The sequence below is a fragment of the Kribbella amoyensis genome (assembly GCF_007828865.1).
Classification (GTDB): Bacteria; Actinomycetota; Actinomycetes; order Propionibacteriales; family Kribbellaceae; genus Kribbella; species Kribbella amoyensis.
This window is the reverse complement of the sequence record NZ_VIVK01000001.1, coordinates 554,797-572,067: the sequence shown is the minus strand read 5'-3', so window position 1 is coordinate 572,067 and position 17,271 is coordinate 554,797. Positions and strand designations below refer to the sequence as shown.

Below are 17,271 nucleotides of genomic sequence, written 5' to 3'. Positions count from 1 at the left end.
GCCAGGCGTGAGGCCACCCGATTGGCATTCCGATGCCGATCTCTGGCACAATATTCAGGTTGCTCAGGCGAGGCCGCCGGGGCGCGCCCCAGATCTTCCGGTCTGGCTGGTGTGCCGGACCGGAGACCATGCCGAGGTTCCGGTCCGAGACCGGGCCCCGATCACCATCCCAGGTCGATTTGGTCGTACTGACGCGCGTTCCGCGTCCGCGACACACCCGACCGCGGGGGTCGGAGCAACGAAGACGTTGACGATAGAGAAGGACGAAGCGAAGCGATGGCGGGACAAAAGATCCGCATCCGGCTGAAGGCCTACGACCACGAGGTCATCGACAGCTCGGCGCGCAAGATTGTCGACACGGTGACGCGTACTGGTGCGAAGGTTGCTGGCCCGGTGCCGTTGCCGACGGAAAAGAACGTGTTCTGCGTCATCCGCTCGCCGCACAAGTACAAGGACAGCCGCGAGCACTTCGAGATGCGCACCCACAAGCGGCTCATCGACATCATCGACCCCACGCCGAAGACCGTCGACTCGCTGATGCGTCTCGACCTGCCGGCCGGTGTCGACATCGAGATCAAGCTCTGAGGGAACCACGACACCAATGAGCATTCAGAAGAACACGCGTGGTCTGCTGGGCACCAAGCTCGGTATGACCCAGACCTGGGACGAGAACAACCGAGTCGTCCCCGTCACCGTGATCCAGGCCGGTCCGTGCGTGGTGACCGAGGTGCGTACCTCGGCGAGCCACGGCTACGACGGCGTGCAGATTGCCTACGGCGACATCGACCCGCGCAAGGTGACCAAGCCCATGCGCGGCCACTTCGACAAGGCCGGCGTGACGCCGCGGCGCCACCTACTGGAGCTGCGCACCGCCGACGCCAGTGAGTACACGCTGGGCCAGGAGATCAAGGCCGAGGCGTTCGAAGCGGGCGAGACCGTCGATGTCTCCGCCACCAGCAAGGGCAAGGGCTTCGCCGGTGTGATGAAGCGCCACGGCTTCGGCGGCCTGAAGGCCTCCCACGGTGTGCACAAGAAGCACCGTTCGCCGGGCTCCATCGGCGGCTGCGCCACCCCCGGCCGGGTCTTCAAGGGCCTGCGGATGGCGGGCCGGATGGGCAACGAGCAGGTCACCACGCAGAACATCAGCGTTCACGCGATCGACTCCGAGCGCGGCCTGATTCTGCTCAAGGGTGCGGTTCCCGGTCCGAAGGGCGGCCTCGTGCTGATCCGCAACGCCGCGAAGGGAGCGAGCAAGTGAGCACCGTCGACGTCGTCGTCGTGAAGGGCGACAAGGTCAGCAAGAAGGGCTCTGCCGAGCTCCCCGCCGAGCTGTTCGACGTTCAGGTCAACGTCCCGCTGATCCACCAGGTCGTGGTGGCCCAGCTGGCCGCGGCCCGTCAGGGTACGCACAAGGCGAAGACCCGGGGCGAGGTCTCCGGCGGTGGCGCCAAGCCGTACCGCCAGAAGGGCACCGGCCGTGCGCGCCAGGGTTCGACCCGCGCGCCGCAGTTCGCCGGTGGTGGCGTCGTCCACGGCCCCACGCCGCGCAGCTACGCGCAGCGGACCCCGAAGAAGATGATCGCCGCCGCGCTCCGCGGTGCGCTGTCCGACCGGGCCCGCGACGGCCGCGTGCACGTGGTCGAGAGCTTCGTGGACGGCGACAAGCCCTCCACCAAGGCGGCCCTCAAGGTGCTGGCCGAGCTCACCGAGCACGTCAAGGTGCTGGTCGCCCTCGAGCGCGGGGACGAGCTCACCTGGCTGAGCCTGCGCAACGTGCCGACCGTGCACCTGATCGCCGTCGACCAGCTGAACGCGTACGACGTGCTCTGCAACGACGCGATCGTCTTCACCAAGGGCGCGCTGGACACGTTCGTCGCGGGCGCGCCGAAGGGCAAGTCCGTCAAGGCCGTCGCCACGTCGACTGAGGCTGAGGAGGTAGAGGCATGAGCCACGGAGTCAACAAGGACCCGCGGGACGTGCTGCTCCGGCCGGTCGTGAGCGAGAAGAGCTACGGCCTGCTGGACGAGCAGAAGTACACGTTCGAGGTCGCCCCGGACGCCAACAAGACCGAGATCAAGCTCGCGGTCGAGAAGGTGTTCAAGGTGAAGGTCAAGGACGTCAACACGATCAACCGCAAGGGCAAGCGCCGCCGGACCCGTACCGGCTGGGGCAAGCGCCCGGACACCAAGCGAGCGATCGTCAGCCTGTCCGGCGACGACCGCATCGACATCTTCGGAGGCCAGTCGTAATGGGTATCCGCAAATACAAGCCGACGACGCCGGGCCGCCGTGGCTCGAGCGTGGCCGACTTCGTCGAGCTCACCCGTTCGACCCCCGAGAAGTCCCTGCTCCGTCCGCTGCCCAAGAAGGGCGGCCGGAACAACTCCGGCAAGATCACCACCCGGCACCACGGTGGCGGTCACAAGCGGGCGTACCGGCTGATCGACTTCAAGCGGTACGACAAGGACGGCGTGCCGGCGAAGGTCGCCGAGATCGAGTACGACCCGAACCGCACCGCGCGGATCGCACTGCTGCACTACGTCGACGGCGAGAAGCGCTACATCCTCGCCCCGTCGAACCTGAAGCAGGGCACGGTCGTCGAGAACGGTCCGGCCGCCGACATCAAGGTCGGCAACAACCTGCCGCTGCGCAACATCCCGGTCGGTTCCACCATCCACGCGGTCGAGCTGCGGCCGGGCGGTGGCGCCAAGATGGGCCGCTCCGCCGGTGCCAGCATCCAGCTGGTCGCGAAGGAAGGCCGGATGGCCACCCTGCGGATGCCGTCGGGCGAGGTCCGGATGGTCGACGTGCGCTGCCGCGCCACCCTCGGTGAGGTCGGCAACGGCGAGCAGTCGAACATCAACTGGGGCAAGGCCGGCCGGATGCGCTGGAAGGGCAAGCGCCCGACCGTCCGCGGTGTCGCGATGAACCCGGTCGACCACCCGCACGGTGGTGGTGAGGGCAAGACCTCGGGTGGACGCCACCCGGTGTCCCCGTGGGGCCAGCCGGAAGGCCGGACCCGCACCCGCAAGGAGAGCGACCGCATGATCGTCCGGCGCCGCAAGGCCGGCAAGAAGCGCTGATAGGGGACCGGACAGATGCCACGCAGCCTCAAGAAGGGCCCGTTCGTCGACCACCACCTGATGAAGAAGGTGGAGGTGCAGAACGAAAAGGGCACCAAGAACGTCATCAAGACCTGGTCCCGCCGATCGATGATCGTGCCGGACATGATCGGCCACACGCTCGCGGTGCACGACGGCCGCAAGCACGTGCCGGTGTTCGTGACGGACGCGATGGTCGGGCACAAGCTCGGCGAGTTCGCACCGACCCGCACGTTCAAGGGCCACGAGAAGGACGACCGCAAGTCACGGCGTCGCTGACCCCCGGTCAGAGACGAAGCGCTAGCAAGAGCTACGGAGAGATTCGAACATCATGAGCGTTCAAGAGCGTAGGGCCGTCAGTGCCCGTCGCGAGAGCCTGCTGGGCGACGAGCCCGGGGCCTTCGCGGTCGCGCGCTTCGTCCGCGTGACGCCGATGAAGGCGCGTCGCGTGGTCGACCTGGTGCGCGGCATGGGCGTCGACGACGCACTCGCCACTCTGAAGTTCGCCCCGCAGGCCGCTGCCGCGACCGTGTACAAGGTCGTCGACAGCGCCGCGGCGAACGCCGAGGGCACCGAGCACCTGAGCCGGACCGACCTGGTCGTGGTGAAGGCCTTCGTGGACGAGGGGCCGACGCTGAAGCGTCACCGTCCCCGCGCCCAGGGCCGCGCCACCAGGATCGACAAGCGGACGAGCCACATCACCGTGGTCGTCGGCCCGCGGGTCGAGGAGGAGGCGGCTCCGGCCGCCGACGCCGGCAAGGGCAAGAAGGCCGCTGAGAAGAAGGGCAGGACCCGCTAGTGGGCCAGAAGGTAAACCCGCACGGGTTCCGACTCGGCATCAGCACCGACCACAAGAGCCGTTGGTACGCCGACAAGCTGTACAAGGACTACGTGGGCGAGGACGTCAAGATCCGTCGCCTGCTGAGCAAGGGCATGGAGCGCGCCGGCATCTCCCGCGTGGAGATCGAGCGCACCCGTGACCGGGTCCGCGTCGACATCCACACCGCCCGTCCGGGCATCGTCATCGGTCGCCGCGGCGCCGAGGCGGACCGGATCCGGGGCAGCCTCGAGGAGCTCACCGGCAAGCAGGTGCAGCTGAACATCCTCGAGGTGAAGAACTCCGAGGTCGACGCCCAGCTGGTCGCGCAGGGCGTGGCCGAGCAGCTGTCCGGCCGCGTGGCGTTCCGCCGCGCGATGCGCAAGGCGATGCAGACCACCATGCGTGGCGGCGCCCTGGGCATCCGGATCCAGTGCTCCGGCCGGCTCGGTGGCGCCGAGATGTCGCGGTCGGAGTTCTACCGCGAGGGTCGCGTGCCGCTGCACACCCTCCGGGCGGACATCGACTACGGCTTCTACGAGGCCCGGACGACCTTCGGCCGGATCGGCGTGAAGGTCTGGATCTACAAGGGCGACGTCGCCGGCACCCGCGCTGAGCGCGAGGCGCAGGCCGCGGCCCGGGCTGCCACCCAGCAGCGCCGGCCGGCCCGCCGTGACGACCGCGGTGGCCGTGGTGGCGACCGGGGTGGCCGTCGGGACGACCGCGGTGGCCGTGGTGGCGACCGTCGGGACAACACGAGCAACGACGCGGCCAAGGCCGCCGAGGCGCCGGCTGCCGACAAGCCCGCCGAGACGACCGGAACGGAGAGCTGACCGATGCTCATCCCCCGCAAGGTCAAGCACCGCAAGCAGCACCACCCGAAGCGCTCCGGCGCTGCCAAGGGCGGGACCACGCTGGCCTTCGGTGACTTCGGCATCCAGGCGCTGGAGAGCCACTACGTCACGAACCGGCAGATCGAGTCCGCTCGTATCGCGATGACCCGGCACATCAAGCGTGGCGGCAAGGTGTGGATCAACATCTACCCGGACCGCCCGCTGACCAAGAAGCCGGCCGAGACCCGGATGGGTTCCGGTAAGGGTTCGCCCGAGTGGTGGATCGCCAACGTGAAGGCCGGTCGCGTGATGTTCGAGCTCTCCGGAGTCACCGAGGACGTTGCTCGCGAGGCGATGCGCCGCGCGATTCACAAGTTGCCGATGAAGTGCCGCTTCATCACCCGAGAGGCAGGTGAGAACTGATGGCTACCCTGACCGCCGCCGAGCTGCGGAACCTGGGCCGGGACGAGCTGCTGACGAAGCTCGGCGAAGCCAAGGAGGAGCTGTTCAACCTCCGGTTCCAGGCTGCCACGGGTCAGCTGGAGTCCCACGGCCGGCTGCGCGCCGTCCGCAAGGACATCGCCCGCATCTACACGGTGCTGACCGAGCGTTCGCTCGGCATCACCGAGGACGTGGACGCGCCGGCCGCGTCGGCCGAGGTCGAGGCTGAGGCCGACGAGACCGCGGACGACAGCGAGAAGGCCGGGAGCAAGGCATGACCGAGAACGCAGCGAAGGACGACACCGTGGGCACGACCACCGAGGCGCGAGGCCGCCGCAAGACCCGTGAGGGTCTGGTGCTGAGCGACAAGATGGACAAGACCGTCACCGTCGAGGTGGAGGACCGGGTCAAGCACAAGCTGTACGGCAAGGTCATCCGGCGCACCAGCAAGCTCAAGGCGCACGACGAGCAGAACGCCGCCGGCATCGGCGACCGCGTCCTCCTGATGGAGACCCGGCCGCTGTCGGCGACCAAGCGCTGGCGCGTCGTGGAGATCCTCGAGAAGGCCAAGTAGGCCCCGGCGGCAACGCCCAGCTGTACGACAGACGAAATTATTCGTTCCGCAAGGCTCACGGACGTGAGAACCAGCGAGACAACCAGGAGATCAACAGATGATCCAGCAGGAGTCGCGACTGAAGGTCGCCGACAACACGGGTGCGAAGGAGATTCTCTGCATCCGTGTGCTCGGTGGCTCCGGTCGGCGCTACGCCGGTGTCGGCGACACGATCGTCGCCACCGTCAAGGACGCGATCCCGGGTGGCGGCGTCAAGAAGGGTGACGTCGTCAAGGCCGTCGTCGTCCGGACCGTGAAGGAGCGCCGGCGTCCGGACGGCTCCTACATCCGGTTCGACGAGAACGCCGCCGTCATCCTCAAGGCCGACGGCGAGCCGCGCGGTACCCGTATCTTCGGGCCGGTCGGCCGGGAGCTGCGCGAGAAGCGCTTCATGAAGATCATCTCGCTCGCGCCGGAGGTGCTCTGACCATGACGCAGAAGTCGCAGCGGAAGCTGCACGTGAAGAAGGGCGATCACGTCCGCGTGATCGCCGGCAAGTCCAAGGGCCTCGAGGGCAAGATCATCACGGTCCTGCCGGACGAGGAGCTCGTCATCGTCGAGGGCGTGAACCGGGTCAAGAAGCACACCAAGGTGCAGCAGGCCCAGCGCGGCGGCACCACGGGTGGCATCGTCACCCAGGAAGCCCCGATCCACGTCTCGAACGTGATGCTCCTGGTCGAGGTCGAGAAGGACGGCAAGAAGCAGAAGGTGACCACCCGCGTCGGTTACAACCGCGTCGAGGTGCAGAAGCGCCGTCCCGACGGTTCGACGTACACCGGTTTCCGGAGCGTCCGGATCGCGCGGCGTACCGGCGAGGAGATCTGATGACCACCGCAGTGAGCGAGACCAAGGTCCAGCCGCGGCTGAAGACGAAGTACCGCGAGGAGATCGTCGGCAAGCTGCAGGAGCAGTTCCAGTTCGAGAACGTCATGCAGGTGCCCGGCCTCACCAAGATCGTGGTGAACATGGGCGTCGGCGAGGCGGCGCGCGACTCGAAGCTGATCGATGGCGCGGTCAAGGACCTGGCCGCGATCACCGGCCAGAAGCCGCAGGTGACCAAGGCCCGCAAGTCGATCGCGCAGTTCAAGCTGCGCGAGGGCATGCCGATCGGCGCGCACGTCACGCTGCGCGGGGACCGGATGTGGGAGTTCCTGGACCGGCTGCTGGCGCTCGCGCTGCCCCGGATCCGTGACTTCCGCGGGCTGTCGGCCAAGCAGTTCGACGGCACCGGGAACTACACCTTCGGCCTGACCGAGCAGGTGATGTTCCACGAGATCAACCAGGACCGGATCGACCGGGTCCGCGGCATGGACATCACCGTGGTGACCACCGCCAAGAACGACGACGAGGGCCGGGCCCTGCTGCGGGCGCTCGGCTTCCCGTTCAAGGAGAACTGACGTGGCGAAGACAGCACTCAAGGTCAAGCAGGCCCGGAAGCCCAAGTTCGCGGTCCGCGGCTACACGCGCTGCCAGCGCTGCGGCCGCCCCAAGGCCGTCTTCCGCAAGTTCGGCCTGTGCCGGATCTGCCTGCGTGAGATGGCGCACCGCGGCGAGCTGCCGGGTGTCACCAAGTCCAGCTGGTGACCGTCTCCTCCTCTGATCTTTTCTCCATTCACCACCATCTAGTCACCGTAGGTCGCCGGCCGGCGAAACCACGGCGGGAAAGAGGCCCCAGGCCATGACGATGACCGACCCGATCGCAGACATGCTGACGCGTCTGCGCAACGCCAACCAGGCGTACCACGAGTCGACCTCGATGCCGTACAGCAAGATCAAGCAGGGCATCGCCGACATCCTCCAGCAGGAGGGCTACATCTCCTCCTACAAGGTGGAGGAGCCCAAGGAGGGCGCCGTCGGCAAGACCCTGGTCGTCGACCTCAAGTTCGGCCCGACCCGGGAGCGCTCCATCGCGGGCGTCCGCCGGATCAGCAAGCCGGGTCTGCGGGTCTACGCGAAGTCCACCAACCTGCCGAAGGTACTCGGTGGCCTCGGCGTCGCGATCATCTCGACGTCCCAGGGGCTGCTCACGGACCGGCAGGCCAAGACCAAGGGCGTGGGCGGGGAAGTACTCGCCTACGTCTGGTGACGAAGAAACCGGAAGGAGGACCAGCAACATGTCTCGCATCGGCAAGCTCCCGATCTCGGTCCCGTCCGGCGTCGACGTCACGATCGACGGCCAGACGGTCACCGTGAAGGGTCCCAAGGGTCAGCTCTCGCACACCGTGGCTGAGCCCATCGCGGTCGCCCGGGAGGAGGACGGCACCATCGCCGTCTCCCGTCCCGACGACCAGCGCAAGAGCAAGGAACTGCACGGCCTGTCCCGCACCCTGATCGCCAACCTGGTGACGGGTGTGACGGACGGCTACGAGAAGAAGCTCGAGATCGTCGGCGTGGGGTACCGCGTCATCTCCAAGGGCCCGGCCCAGCTGGAGTTCTCGCTCGGGTACAGCCACACCATCACGGTGGACGCCCCGGACGGCATCACCTTCGCGGTGGAGGCGCCGACCCGGTTCTCGGTGCAGGGCATCGACAAGCAGTCGGTCGGCGAGGTCGCCGCCAACATCCGCAAGCTGCGCAAGCCCGAGCCGTACAAGGGCAAGGGTGTGCGGTACGCGGGCGAGCAGGTGCGCCGCAAGGTCGGAAAGGCTGGTAAGTAACCCATGGCGATCGCATTGCGTGCGAACAAGCACTCCGCCAAGAAGACGGCTTCCCGGCTGCGCCGCCAGATCCGCGTCCGGAAGAAGATCAACGGCACGGCCGACCGGCCGCGGCTGGTGGTCACCAAGTCCTCGAAGCACCTGTTCGCGCAGGTCATCGACGACGTGGCCGGCGTGACGCTGGTGTCGGCCTCCACCATGGAGGCGGACCTGCGCGGCGCGGAGGCGAACAAGACCGACAAGGCCAAGACCGTCGGTGGGCTGATCGCCGACCGCGCCAAGGCCGCCGGCATCGACTCGGTCGTCTTCGACCGGGCCGGGAACAAGTACCACGGTCGCATCGCGGCCCTGGCCGACGCCGCCCGCGAGGGCGGGCTCGGCTTCTGACGGCGACACAACACAGGAAGAGGTAGTTCGACATGAGCGGAGGCCAGCAGCGTCGCGGAGGCGGCGCCGGTGGTGAGCGCCGTGGCCGCGACGGTGGTCGTGGTGCGGCAGCCGACAAGACCGCCTACATCGAGCGCGTGGTAGCCATCAACCGTGTCGCCAAGGTCGTGAAGGGCGGTCGTCGCTTCAGCTTCACCGCCCTCGTGGTCGTCGGCGACGGTGAGGGCACCGTCGGTGTGGGTTACGGCAAGGCCAAGGAGGTGCCCGCGGCGATCGCCAAGGGTGTCGAGGAGGCCAAGAAGGCGTTCTTCAAGGTGCCGAGGATCCAGGGCACCATCCCGCACCCGGTCCAGGGTGAGAAGGCGGCCGGCGTGGTCATGCTGCGCCCGGCGGCTCCTGGTACCGGTGTGATCGCGGGCGGTTCGGCTCGTGCGGTGCTGGAGTGCGCGGGAATCCACGACATCCTCAGCAAGTCGCTGGGTTCGTCCAACGCCATCAACGTGGTTCACGCCACCGTCGAGGCGCTGCGCAGCCTGGAGACTCCGGAGGCCGTGGCCGCGCGTCGCAGCCTGCCGGTGGAGCACGTCGCTCCGGCGGCGCTGCTGAAGGCGCGGGCGGAGGTGGCGTCCTGATGGCTCGCCTGAAGGTGACCCAGACCCGTTCCGGCATCGGTGGCAAGCAGAACCAGCGCGACACGCTGCGCACCCTGGGCGTCAAGCGGATCGGCGACGTCGCCGTCCACGACGACCGCCCGGAGGTCCGCGGCATGGTCCGTGCGGTTCGCCACCTCATCACCGTCGAGGAGGTCGACTGACATGGCGCTCAAGGTCCACCACCTGCGCCCGGCGCCCGGCGCCAAGACCGCCAAGACCCGCGTGGGTCGTGGTGAGGGCAGCAAGGGCAAGACCGCCGGCCGCGGTACCAAGGGATCGAAGGCCCGCAACAACATCCCCGAGTACTTCGAGGGTGGCCAGATGCCGCTGCACATGCGGCTCCCGAAGCTGAAGGGCTTCAAGAGCAGGAACCGAGTGGAGTTCCAGGTCGTTAACCTGGACAAGCTCGGACAGCTGTTCCCCGAGGGCGGCGAGGTCGGCGTGGCCGAGCTCGTCGCGAAGGGCGCGGTCCGGAACGGTCAGCCGGTGAAGGTACTGGGTGACGGCGAACTGACCGTGGCACTGCAGGTTTCGGTGAACAAGTTCTCGAAGTCCGCCAAGGAGAAGATCGAGGCGGCCGGAGGAACGACCACCGAGGTGTGAGTGCCAGGGCTCGTGCGAACCAGCGATTGATAGTCTGCGCTGGAATCGGACGAGCCCTGGTTCGTCTCGTGCCCGGCTGCTTTGCTAGGCCCCTGCCCTGACCCGGGCAGTGGATACTTGTGGGAGGACAGGGTGTTAGGCGCCTTTGCCAACGCGTTCAAGACTCCGGACCTGCGCCGGAAGATCTTGTTCGTGCTCTTCATCATCGTGATCTTCCGGATCGGCTCGGTCGTCCCGGCGCCGGGCGTCAACGTCCAGTCGCTGGACGTCTGCCTGAATCAGGCCACCTCCGGACAGAACGCGAACCTGTACAACCTGATCAACCTGTTCTCCGGCGGTGCGCTGCTGCAGCTCGCGATCTTCGCGCTCGGCATCATGCCGTACATCACCGCCAGCATCATTCTGCAGCTGCTCACCGTGGTGATCCCGCGGCTCGAGTCGCTGAAGAAGGAGGGCCAGGCGGGCCAGGGCAAGATCACCCAGTACACCCGGTTCCTGACCGTCGGTCTGGCGATCCTGCAGGCGACCGCGTTCGTCGCGCTGGCGCGGACCCCGGGCCGGCTGTTCCAGGGCTGTAACGAGCCGCTGCTGCGCGACGACAGCTGGTTCCCGGTCGTCGTCATGGTGCTGACCATGACCGCCGGTACCGGTGTGGTCATGTGGCTGGGCGAGCTGATCACCGACCGTGGTGTCGGTAACGGTATGTCGATCCTGATCTTCACCCAGATCGTGGCGACGTTCCCGTCCCAGCTGTGGGCGATCCGCAAGCAGCGCGGTATCACCACCTTCGTCGTGGTGCTCGCCATCGGGTTGGTGATCATGGCCGCGGTCATCTTCATCGAACAGGCGCAGCGCCGGATCCCGGTGCAGTACGCCAAGCGGATGGTCGGCCGGAAGATGTTCGGCGGCACGTCGACCTACATCCCGCTGAAGGTGAACCAGGCCGGTGTGATCCCGGTCATCTTCGCCTCGAGTCTGCTGTACCTCCCCGTCCTCGTCAGTCAGTTCAGACAGGACGAGAAGTGGGCGCAGTGGATCCAGGGGAACCTGGTCAAGGGAGACCACCCGATCTACATGGTGACGTATGTCGCCCTGATCATCTTCTTCACGTACTTCTATGTCTCGATTACCTTCAATCCGAAGGAAGTTGCGGACAACATGAAGAAGTACGGCGGCTTCATCCCCGGGATCCGGGCGGGCCGGCCGACCGAGGAGTACCTCTCCTACGTCCTGTCCCGCATCACGCTGCCGGGTGCGCTGTACCTAGCGGTGATCTCGATGATCCCGCTGATCGCGCTGGTGTTGCTGAACGCCAGCCAGAACTTCCCGTTCGGTGGTACGTCGATCCTGATCATGGTCGGCGTCGGACTGGACACGGTGAAGCAGATCGAGAGTCAGTTGCAGCAGCGAAACTACGAAGGGTTCCTGCGCTGATGAGAATGTTGCTGATGGGTCCGCCAGGTGCGGGTAAGGGGACGCAGGCAAAGGTGCTTGCGGAGCGTCTCGGTATCCCGGCGGTGTCCACCGGCGACATCTTCCGGCAGAACGTGAAGGACGAGACCCCGCTGGGTCTCGAGGCGAAGCGGTACATGGACGCGGGCAACTACGTCCCCGACGAGGTCACCAACGCGATGGTGCGCGACCGGCTGTCGGAGGCGGACGCGGGCGAGGGCTTCCTGCTCGACGGGTACCCGCGGACGCTGCCGCAGGTCGGCACGCTGGACGGCATCCTGGCCGACCACGGGCACAAGCTGGACGCGGTGGTGGCGCTGGTCGCCGACACCGACGTGCTGGTCGCGCGGATGCTCAAGCGGGCCAGGACCGAGGGCCGGTCGGACGACTCCGAAGAGGTCATCCGGCACCGGCAGGACGTCTACACCGCCGAGACCAAGCCGCTGCTCCAGGTGTACGCCGACCGTGGCCAGCTGGTCGAGGTCGACGGCGTCGGCGAGATCGACGAGGTCAGCGAGCGCGTCCTGGCGGCGTTGAAGTCCGTCGCCGAGTAGTACTCCGGCCCGTCCGGCGACTCGTTCGCCGGGCGGGCCTTTTCCTGTCCGAGGGCGGCCGTGGTGCCGCCGGCAAGCCGAAGCCGGAGCCGATGATCTTCAAGGACCGCGGGATCGAGATCAAGACCCGCGAGCAGATCCTGCTGATGCGCAAGGCCGGCCTGGTCGTCGGCCGGACGCTCGAACTGCTCCGGGCCGCGGTGAAGCCCGGGATCAGTACCGGCGAGCTGGACGCGATCGCGGAGGACCACATCCGCTCCTCCGGCGCGACCCCGTCGTTCAAGGGGTACCACGGGTTCACCGGATCGATCTGCGCGTCGGTGAACGACGAGATCGTGCACGGCATCCCCGGTGACCGGGTGCTGGCCGACGGCGACCTGATCTCGATCGACTGCGGCGCGATCGTCGACGGCTGGCACGGTGACGCCGCCATCACGGTCGGTGTCGGCGAGGTGGCTTCGGAGCTGCTCGAGCTGGCCCGGATCTGCGAGGAGTCGATGTGGCACGGGTTCGCGGCCGCGCGGCTCGGTGGCCGGTTGACGGACATCTCGGCCGGGGTGGAGAAGCACGTCCGCGGCACTTCGTCGTACGGGATCGTCGAGGACTTCGTCGGGCACGGGATCGGGTCGGCGATGCACCAGCCGCCGAACGTCCCGAACTACGGCCGGGCGGGGCGTGGACCGAAGCTGATCGAGGGACTGGCGCTGGCGGTGGAGCCGATGCTCACGCTGGGCAAGCAGGACAACCACACCCTCGACGACGACTGGACCGTGGTGACCGACGACGGTTCGGCCGCGGCGCACACCGAGCACACGTTCACGCTGACCCCGCAGGGTCCGTGGGTGCTCACCGCACTCGACGGCGGCGAGGCGAAGCTGGCCGAGCTCGGGATCAAGACCGGCGCGCTGGCCGACTGACGGCGCCGTCCACCGCGGAGTACCCGGGGGTCCACCCGTCGGGGGACGCCGGGCGCTCCCTCACTGAGGCACACTTGTGACATGCCCCAGTACCAGCCGCATCAACGGTTCACCGAAGCCGACCGCGACAAGATCGCCGGCCGGCTGCGGGACGCGTTCGCGGACGGGCGGCTGGACCAGCCCGAGTTCACCCACCGGCTGGACCAGCTCTACAGCGTGCAGACCTACGGCGAACTCGAGCCGCTGGTCCGCGACCTGCCGCCGGTCCGGACGTACCAGACCCCCGCGGTCGTCCAGGACGCCAAGCCGGCGCCGGCGCCCGGGCAGTTCCCGGAACGCCAGAAGAAGAACCAGCCCCAGCAGCGTGGTGCGCACGGTCTGGCCGGCGGCTTCACCGGCGTCGTGCTGATCAACGTGGTGATCTGGGCGGTCATCGGGATCGCCAACGGCGGTCACTGGCCGCACTTCTGGCCGGTCTGGCTGCTGATTCCGTGGGCGTTCTTCGCGCTCAGCAACCTCGGAAAGCGACGGTGACGGCGGCCCTCGGCCGCAGCGGCCCGGCCGACGGCTCGTCCGGACGACGCCGCGGGCCGCGACTTCCCCCTGCGATCGCCTGGCAGGTCCGGCAGGGTTCCTCGCTGGTCTACGTGCTGTGGTTCGTCGTCGCGATCCCGCTGGTGATCGTGGGTCTGCTGGTCGAGCCGCGCTGGGTCGGCTGGCTCGTCCTCGCCTGGTTCCTGGTCCTGGTCGCCCTCACCGCGGGCAGCAAGATCGCCGAGACGCGGCAGCGCCGGGCCTGGACCGACGTGGTCCGCCAGCTCGGCTGGCAGCTCAGCGCCGGTGACCCGGCCGTTCTGGACCGTTGGCCGTTCCCGCCGTTCGACGCGGATCCGGCGGCCGAGGTGTACGACGTGACGACCGGCCGGCATCGCGGTCGGGAGCTGATCACCGGCCGGTTCCGGCACAAGGTCCGCCGTCGCCAGCTGGGCTTCGACTTCCTCGACCTCGCGGTGGAGCGGCCGTTACCGCCGCTGCAGCTGCTGCCGTCGTCGCTGGCCCCGTTGGCCGCGGCGAGCCTGCTCCCGTTGCCGGTCGCCGTCGACGGGTTGGGCGAGGAGTACAAACTCTTCAACGGGCGTGAGGATCTGGCCCAGGAGGTGCTGCATCCGCGAGCGGTCGAGGTCCTCGCGCAGGTGCCGCCCTTCGGGTTCAGCTGTGAAGGGCGGCGCTTCGTCGCGATCCTGCCGGCCTACCGGGATGCCGATACCGCGCTGGCCCAGCTCGACGCCGCCTGCGACCTGCTCGACCTGATGCCCGAACACGTCTGGCAGGCCGGCGAGCAGTGGGTCGCGGCGAAGTCGTCCTGACCCGCTAGCCCTTGCGCAGCAGGGGAATCGCGGCCGCGATGTCCCGATCGCCATGGCCCTCGGCGACCGCGCGATCCAGCAGAGCGCGAACCGGTAGCAGCAACGCGGGGTCGACGCCCTGGTCCGTGGAGGCGTCGATCAGGTTGCCGAATCCGGCCGCCTGCATCGCCAGGTTCGACCCGGCGGACCCTGGTTCGGCGCCGTTCTCCAGCTCGTCCGCCATCGCGGGCAACGAGCACAGCATCGCGGTGAGCCACGGCACCAGCAGTTCGTTCGTGAACTTCGTCGGCGGGATCTTCTCGGTCGAGGTCAGGGCGAGCGCGTGCACGGCGCCCGCGAACATCCCGTACATCGCGCTCAGCAGGGCCAGGTCGTTCAGCGCGGCCAGGCCCGCGTCACCCCCGACGTACTGCGGTCGCGCGAGCGCGGCGAGGTCGCCCTCGTACCGCTCGAAGGCGACCGGGGAACCGCTGTAGAGGACGAACCCGTCCGGTCCGCCGATCATCGCCGGGACCGCCATGATCCCGCCGTCCAGGTACTCCGCGCCCTGCTGCGCGGCCCAGTCGGCGGTCCGCCGCGCCTGGAGCGGGGTGCCGTTGGTGAGGTTCACCAGGGTCCGGCCGGCGAGTTCGGAGGCGATGGGTTCGAGGGTGGTCCGGACGGAGTCGTCGTCGAGCAGGCAGACCACGACGAGGCGGCTGCTCGTCACGGCGTCGCCGACGGTGGTGGCCCGGCGGACACCGAGCTCGTCGAGTTCGGGGGAGCGGCCGGGGGTGCGATTCCAGACGGTGGTCGGATGGCCGGCGGCCAGGAAGGCCCGGGCGAGGGCGGTTCCCATCGCGCCGAGGCCGAGAACGGTCACGGAGTTCGTCATAGGGACCAGCCTGACCAAGATGCTTTAATGTCGACAAGTACCCACTAAATAGTCAGGTACTGACCAAAAAGTAAGTGAGGACGCCATGCTGCCGTACACCTGTGGACTGGACGCCGCCGCGGACGTGATCGGCGGCAAGTGGAAGCCGCGCATCCTCTGGGCGCTGCACCACGGCCCGCAGCGGTTCGGCGAGCTGCGCAAGGAGATCGAGGGCGTCACCGAGAAGATGCTGATCCAGCAGCTCCGCGACCTGGAGCGCCGCGACATCGTCCATCGCGAGGTGTTCCACCAGGTCCCGCCCAAGGTCGAGTACTCTCTGACCGAGCTCGGTGAGACGCTGAACGCGGCGCTCGCCCCGCTGGACGCCTGGGGTGCCGAGCACCTCGAGGAGCTCGAGCTGACCCGTGGTCGCCGGGCGTGATCGGCCGGTGACGCCGTCCTGGCGCCGAATTGGGTTCTCCCGGCCAACTGCCGTACACTCTTTCCTTGGTCCTTTGTGACCTCTGATCGTGCTGCCCGCGGCTGATCGACGAGTGCGTTTCCGCACCCCGTCGGAAGGGCGGCGACCGGGCAGAGGTGGAGTGGGCCACAGCAGTACCTTCCATTCAGTTGTCGTCTACAGAAGTGCGAGGACATGCCCAAAAAAGAGGGAGTCATCGAACTCGAGGGCACCATCGTCGAGGCCCTGCCGAACGCGATGTTCCGTGTTGAGCTGTCCAACGGGCACAAGGTGCTCGCGCACATCAGCGGCAAGATGAGGCAGCACTACATCCGGATCCTCCCCGAGGACCGGGTCGTCGTGGAGCTGTCGCCGTACGACCTCACCCGGGGTCGCATCGTCTATCGGTACAAGTAACCCAAGCCACCTGTCGAAGAAAGAAGCTCGATGAAGGTCAATCCGAGCGTCAAGAAGATCTGCGACAAGTGCAAGGTGATCCGCCGGCACGGCCGGGTCATGGTGATCTGCGAGAACCCGCGGCACAAGCAGCGGCAGGGCTGATCCAGCCCGTTCTCGCGACACAGCACTCGTCGCACCACAGCGCGCAAGCTCGTCCGGTCCGCAGGATCGGGCGTCGCCCCCGGAACAGAGGCCGGGGCCCTGCCGGTGAAGCAGTACGAATCACCGAGGCGGGCGGGGACGCAGCGCGCCACCACACCTCTGCCGACGAAAGGAACACCGCCACATGGCACGCCTCGTAGGAGTCGACCTGCCGCGCGACAAGCGCATCGAGGTCGCTCTCACCTACATCTTCGGTGTAGGCCGTACTCGCGCCCTGCAGACGCTCGACGCCACCGGGATCTCCGGTGACAAGCGCGTCCACGAGCTGGGCGACGAGGAACTGGTGAAGCTCCGGGACTGGATCGAAGCCAACTACAAGATCGAAGGTGACCTCCGTCGTGAGGTGACCGCGGACATCCGCCGCAAGATCGAGATCGGGTCGTACCAGGGTCGCCGGCACCGCAGCGGCCTGCCGGTGCGGGGTCAGCGCACGCGGACCAACGCCCGCAGCCGCAAGGGTCGTCGCAAGGCGATCGCCGGCAAGAAGAAGAAGTGACCCGGATGACTTTCGACCACCCCAGGAGCAACTGACCTATGCCTCCCAAGAGCCGCAGCGCGGCCGGCGCGAAGAAGGTGCGCCGCAAGGAGAAGAAGAACGTGGCCGCCGGCCACGCGCACATCAAGAGCACGTTCAACAACACGATCGTGACGATCACCGACCCGACCGGCGCGGTCATCTCGTGGGCTTCCGCGGGCACCGTCGGCTTCAAGGGTTCGCGCAAGTCCACCCCGTTCGCCGCGCAGATGGCCGCCGAGGCCGCGGGCCGGCGCGCGATGGAGCACGGCATGCGCAAGATCGACGTGTTCGTGAAGGGTCCCGGCTCCGGCCGTGAGACCGCCATCCGTTCGCTGGGTGCGGTCGGCCTCGAGGTCGGCACCATCCAGGACGTCACCCCTGTCGCCCACAACGGCTGCCGCCCGCCGAAGCGGCGCCGGGTCTGAC

32 protein-coding genes are annotated in these 17,271 nt (G+C 67.8%); 31 read left to right on the top strand and 1 reads right to left on the bottom strand.

Features of this window, described 5'->3' with window-relative positions:
- Window positions 1-276 precede the first annotated feature (276 nt).
- The 26 genes from rpsJ (at window position 277) to FB561_RS02690 (ending at window position 14,394) form a co-directional block, all read left to right on the top strand.
- Window positions 277-585: a 30S ribosomal protein S10 gene (gene rpsJ / locus FB561_RS02815; RefSeq protein ID WP_012923688.1), complete on the top strand. Its 309-nt coding sequence runs from the start codon at window positions 277-279 to the stop codon at window positions 583-585.
- 16 nt (window positions 586-601) lie between these two features.
- Complete coding sequence (rplC, locus tag FB561_RS02810) at window positions 602-1,258, top strand: 50S ribosomal protein L3 (RefSeq protein ID WP_202880527.1); 657 nt, start codon at window positions 602-604, stop codon at window positions 1,256-1,258.
- Window positions 1,255-1,947, top strand: coding sequence for a 50S ribosomal protein L4 (gene rplD / locus FB561_RS02805; RefSeq protein ID WP_145802694.1), 693 nt, complete (start codon window positions 1,255-1,257; stop codon window positions 1,945-1,947). The genes rplC and rplD overlap by 4 nt, the downstream gene beginning before the upstream one ends.
- The gene (rplW, locus tag FB561_RS02800; protein WP_145802692.1) at window positions 1,944-2,249 is read left to right on the top strand and encodes a 50S ribosomal protein L23; all 306 of its coding nucleotides are present in this window, start codon (window positions 1,944-1,946) and stop codon (window positions 2,247-2,249) included. The genes rplD and rplW overlap by 4 nt, the downstream gene beginning before the upstream one ends.
- A complete protein-coding gene (gene rplB / locus FB561_RS02795; RefSeq protein ID WP_145802689.1) occupies window positions 2,249-3,082 on the top strand; it encodes a 50S ribosomal protein L2 in 834 nt (277 codons plus the stop codon). The genes rplW and rplB overlap by 1 nt, the downstream gene beginning before the upstream one ends.
- A gap of 15 nt (window positions 3,083-3,097) precedes the next feature.
- Entirely contained in the window at window positions 3,098-3,379 is a 282-nt protein-coding gene (gene rpsS / locus FB561_RS02790; RefSeq protein WP_131361012.1) for a 30S ribosomal protein S19, read from the top strand.
- A 52-nt stretch (window positions 3,380-3,431) separates the two neighbouring features.
- Entirely contained in the window at window positions 3,432-3,899 is a 468-nt protein-coding gene (gene rplV, locus FB561_RS02785; RefSeq protein ID WP_145802687.1) for a 50S ribosomal protein L22, read from the top strand.
- Window positions 3,899-4,750: a 30S ribosomal protein S3 gene (rpsC, locus tag FB561_RS02780; protein ID WP_145802685.1), complete on the top strand. Its 852-nt coding sequence runs from the start codon at window positions 3,899-3,901 to the stop codon at window positions 4,748-4,750. Before rplV ends, rpsC begins: the two co-directional genes overlap by 1 nt.
- 3 nt (window positions 4,751-4,753) lie before the next feature.
- Window positions 4,754-5,173, top strand: coding sequence for a 50S ribosomal protein L16 (gene rplP, locus FB561_RS02775; RefSeq protein WP_145802683.1), 420 nt, complete (start codon window positions 4,754-4,756; stop codon window positions 5,171-5,173).
- Window positions 5,173-5,469, top strand: coding sequence for a 50S ribosomal protein L29 (rpmC, locus tag FB561_RS02770; RefSeq protein ID WP_145802681.1), 297 nt, complete (start codon window positions 5,173-5,175; stop codon window positions 5,467-5,469). The genes rplP and rpmC overlap by 1 nt, the downstream gene beginning before the upstream one ends.
- Window positions 5,466-5,765, top strand: a complete 300-nt coding sequence (gene rpsQ / locus FB561_RS02765; protein ID WP_145802679.1) for a 30S ribosomal protein S17 — start codon at window positions 5,466-5,468, stop codon at window positions 5,763-5,765. The genes rpmC and rpsQ overlap by 4 nt, the downstream gene beginning before the upstream one ends.
- Window positions 5,766-5,862: 97 nt before the next feature.
- Window positions 5,863-6,231 (top strand): 50S ribosomal protein L14, encoded by a 369-nt coding sequence (gene rplN / locus FB561_RS02760; protein ID WP_012923677.1) that lies wholly within the window; start codon window positions 5,863-5,865, stop codon window positions 6,229-6,231.
- Between the two features lie 2 nt (window positions 6,232-6,233).
- Window positions 6,234-6,629 carry a 50S ribosomal protein L24 gene (rplX, locus tag FB561_RS02755; protein WP_145802677.1) on the top strand — a complete coding sequence of 132 codons (396 nt, stop codon included), beginning with the start codon at window positions 6,234-6,236 and terminating at the stop codon, window positions 6,627-6,629.
- Window positions 6,629-7,201, top strand: coding sequence for a 50S ribosomal protein L5 (gene rplE / locus FB561_RS02750; RefSeq protein ID WP_145802675.1), 573 nt, complete (start codon window positions 6,629-6,631; stop codon window positions 7,199-7,201). The genes rplX and rplE overlap by 1 nt, the downstream gene beginning before the upstream one ends.
- 1 nt (window position 7,202) lies before the next feature.
- Entirely contained in the window at window positions 7,203-7,388 is a 186-nt protein-coding gene (locus tag FB561_RS02745; protein ID WP_012923674.1) for a type Z 30S ribosomal protein S14, read from the top strand.
- A gap of 94 nt (window positions 7,389-7,482) precedes the next feature.
- On the top strand, window positions 7,483-7,890 hold the full coding sequence (rpsH, locus tag FB561_RS02740; RefSeq protein ID WP_145802672.1) for a 30S ribosomal protein S8: 408 nt from the start codon (window positions 7,483-7,485) through the stop codon (window positions 7,888-7,890).
- Window positions 7,891-7,918: 28 nt separating this feature from the next.
- Window positions 7,919-8,461 carry a 50S ribosomal protein L6 gene (rplF, locus tag FB561_RS02735; RefSeq protein ID WP_145802670.1) on the top strand — a complete coding sequence of 181 codons (543 nt, stop codon included), beginning with the start codon at window positions 7,919-7,921 and terminating at the stop codon, window positions 8,459-8,461.
- 3 nt (window positions 8,462-8,464) lie between these two features.
- Entirely contained in the window at window positions 8,465-8,848 is a 384-nt protein-coding gene (gene rplR, locus FB561_RS02730; protein ID WP_145802668.1) for a 50S ribosomal protein L18, read from the top strand.
- A 32-nt stretch (window positions 8,849-8,880) separates the two neighbouring features.
- On the top strand, window positions 8,881-9,480 hold the full coding sequence (gene rpsE / locus FB561_RS02725) for a 30S ribosomal protein S5 (RefSeq protein ID WP_145802666.1): 600 nt from the start codon (window positions 8,881-8,883) through the stop codon (window positions 9,478-9,480).
- Window positions 9,480-9,662, top strand: coding sequence for a 50S ribosomal protein L30 (rpmD, locus tag FB561_RS02720; RefSeq protein WP_145802664.1), 183 nt, complete (start codon window positions 9,480-9,482; stop codon window positions 9,660-9,662). The genes rpsE and rpmD overlap by 1 nt, the downstream gene beginning before the upstream one ends.
- Window position 9,663: 1 nt before the next feature.
- On the top strand, window positions 9,664-10,104 hold the full coding sequence (rplO, locus tag FB561_RS02715; RefSeq protein WP_145802662.1) for a 50S ribosomal protein L15: 441 nt from the start codon (window positions 9,664-9,666) through the stop codon (window positions 10,102-10,104).
- Window positions 10,105-10,236: 132 nt separating this feature from the next.
- A complete protein-coding gene (secY, locus tag FB561_RS02710; protein WP_145802661.1) occupies window positions 10,237-11,538 on the top strand; it encodes a preprotein translocase subunit SecY in 1,302 nt (433 codons plus the stop codon).
- On the top strand, window positions 11,538-12,110 hold the full coding sequence (locus FB561_RS02705; RefSeq protein WP_145802659.1) for an adenylate kinase: 573 nt from the start codon (window positions 11,538-11,540) through the stop codon (window positions 12,108-12,110). Before secY ends, FB561_RS02705 begins: the two co-directional genes overlap by 1 nt.
- 92 nt (window positions 12,111-12,202) lie before the next feature.
- A complete protein-coding gene (gene map / locus FB561_RS02700) occupies window positions 12,203-13,027 on the top strand; it encodes a type I methionyl aminopeptidase (RefSeq protein WP_145802657.1) in 825 nt (274 codons plus the stop codon).
- A gap of 81 nt (window positions 13,028-13,108) precedes the next feature.
- A complete protein-coding gene (locus FB561_RS02695) occupies window positions 13,109-13,561 on the top strand; it encodes a DUF1707 SHOCT-like domain-containing protein (protein WP_145802655.1) in 453 nt (150 codons plus the stop codon).
- Window positions 13,558-14,394, top strand: a complete 837-nt coding sequence (locus tag FB561_RS02690) for a hypothetical protein (protein ID WP_238334621.1) — start codon at window positions 13,558-13,560, stop codon at window positions 14,392-14,394. Before FB561_RS02695 ends, FB561_RS02690 begins: the two co-directional genes overlap by 4 nt.
- 4 nt (window positions 14,395-14,398) lie before the next feature.
- On the opposite strand, the gene FB561_RS02685 is transcribed toward FB561_RS02690, so the two are convergent.
- Complete coding sequence (locus FB561_RS02685) at window positions 14,399-15,268, bottom strand: NAD(P)-dependent oxidoreductase (protein WP_145802653.1); 870 nt, start codon at window positions 15,266-15,268, stop codon at window positions 14,399-14,401.
- 85 nt (window positions 15,269-15,353) lie between these two features.
- On the opposite strand from FB561_RS02685, the gene FB561_RS02680 reads away from it, so the two are divergent.
- The 5 genes from FB561_RS02680 to rpsK all read left to right on the top strand — a co-directional run bounded on the left by FB561_RS02680 (window position 15,354) and on the right by rpsK (window position 17,270).
- The gene (locus FB561_RS02680; RefSeq protein WP_145802651.1) at window positions 15,354-15,689 is read left to right on the top strand and encodes a winged helix-turn-helix transcriptional regulator; all 336 of its coding nucleotides are present in this window, start codon (window positions 15,354-15,356) and stop codon (window positions 15,687-15,689) included.
- Between the two features lie 213 nt (window positions 15,690-15,902).
- Window positions 15,903-16,124, top strand: coding sequence for a translation initiation factor IF-1 (gene infA, locus FB561_RS02675; RefSeq protein ID WP_012923661.1), 222 nt, complete (start codon window positions 15,903-15,905; stop codon window positions 16,122-16,124).
- 30 nt (window positions 16,125-16,154) lie between these two features.
- On the top strand, window positions 16,155-16,268 hold the full coding sequence (rpmJ, locus tag FB561_RS02670) for a 50S ribosomal protein L36 (RefSeq protein ID WP_008361054.1): 114 nt from the start codon (window positions 16,155-16,157) through the stop codon (window positions 16,266-16,268).
- A 184-nt stretch (window positions 16,269-16,452) separates the two neighbouring features.
- Window positions 16,453-16,824: a 30S ribosomal protein S13 gene (rpsM, locus tag FB561_RS02665; protein WP_145802649.1), complete on the top strand. Its 372-nt coding sequence runs from the start codon at window positions 16,453-16,455 to the stop codon at window positions 16,822-16,824.
- Between the two features lie 38 nt (window positions 16,825-16,862).
- Window positions 16,863-17,270 carry a 30S ribosomal protein S11 gene (rpsK, locus tag FB561_RS02660; RefSeq protein ID WP_130384622.1) on the top strand — a complete coding sequence of 136 codons (408 nt, stop codon included), beginning with the start codon at window positions 16,863-16,865 and terminating at the stop codon, window positions 17,268-17,270.
- The last annotated feature ends 1 nt before the right edge of the window (window position 17,271 follow it).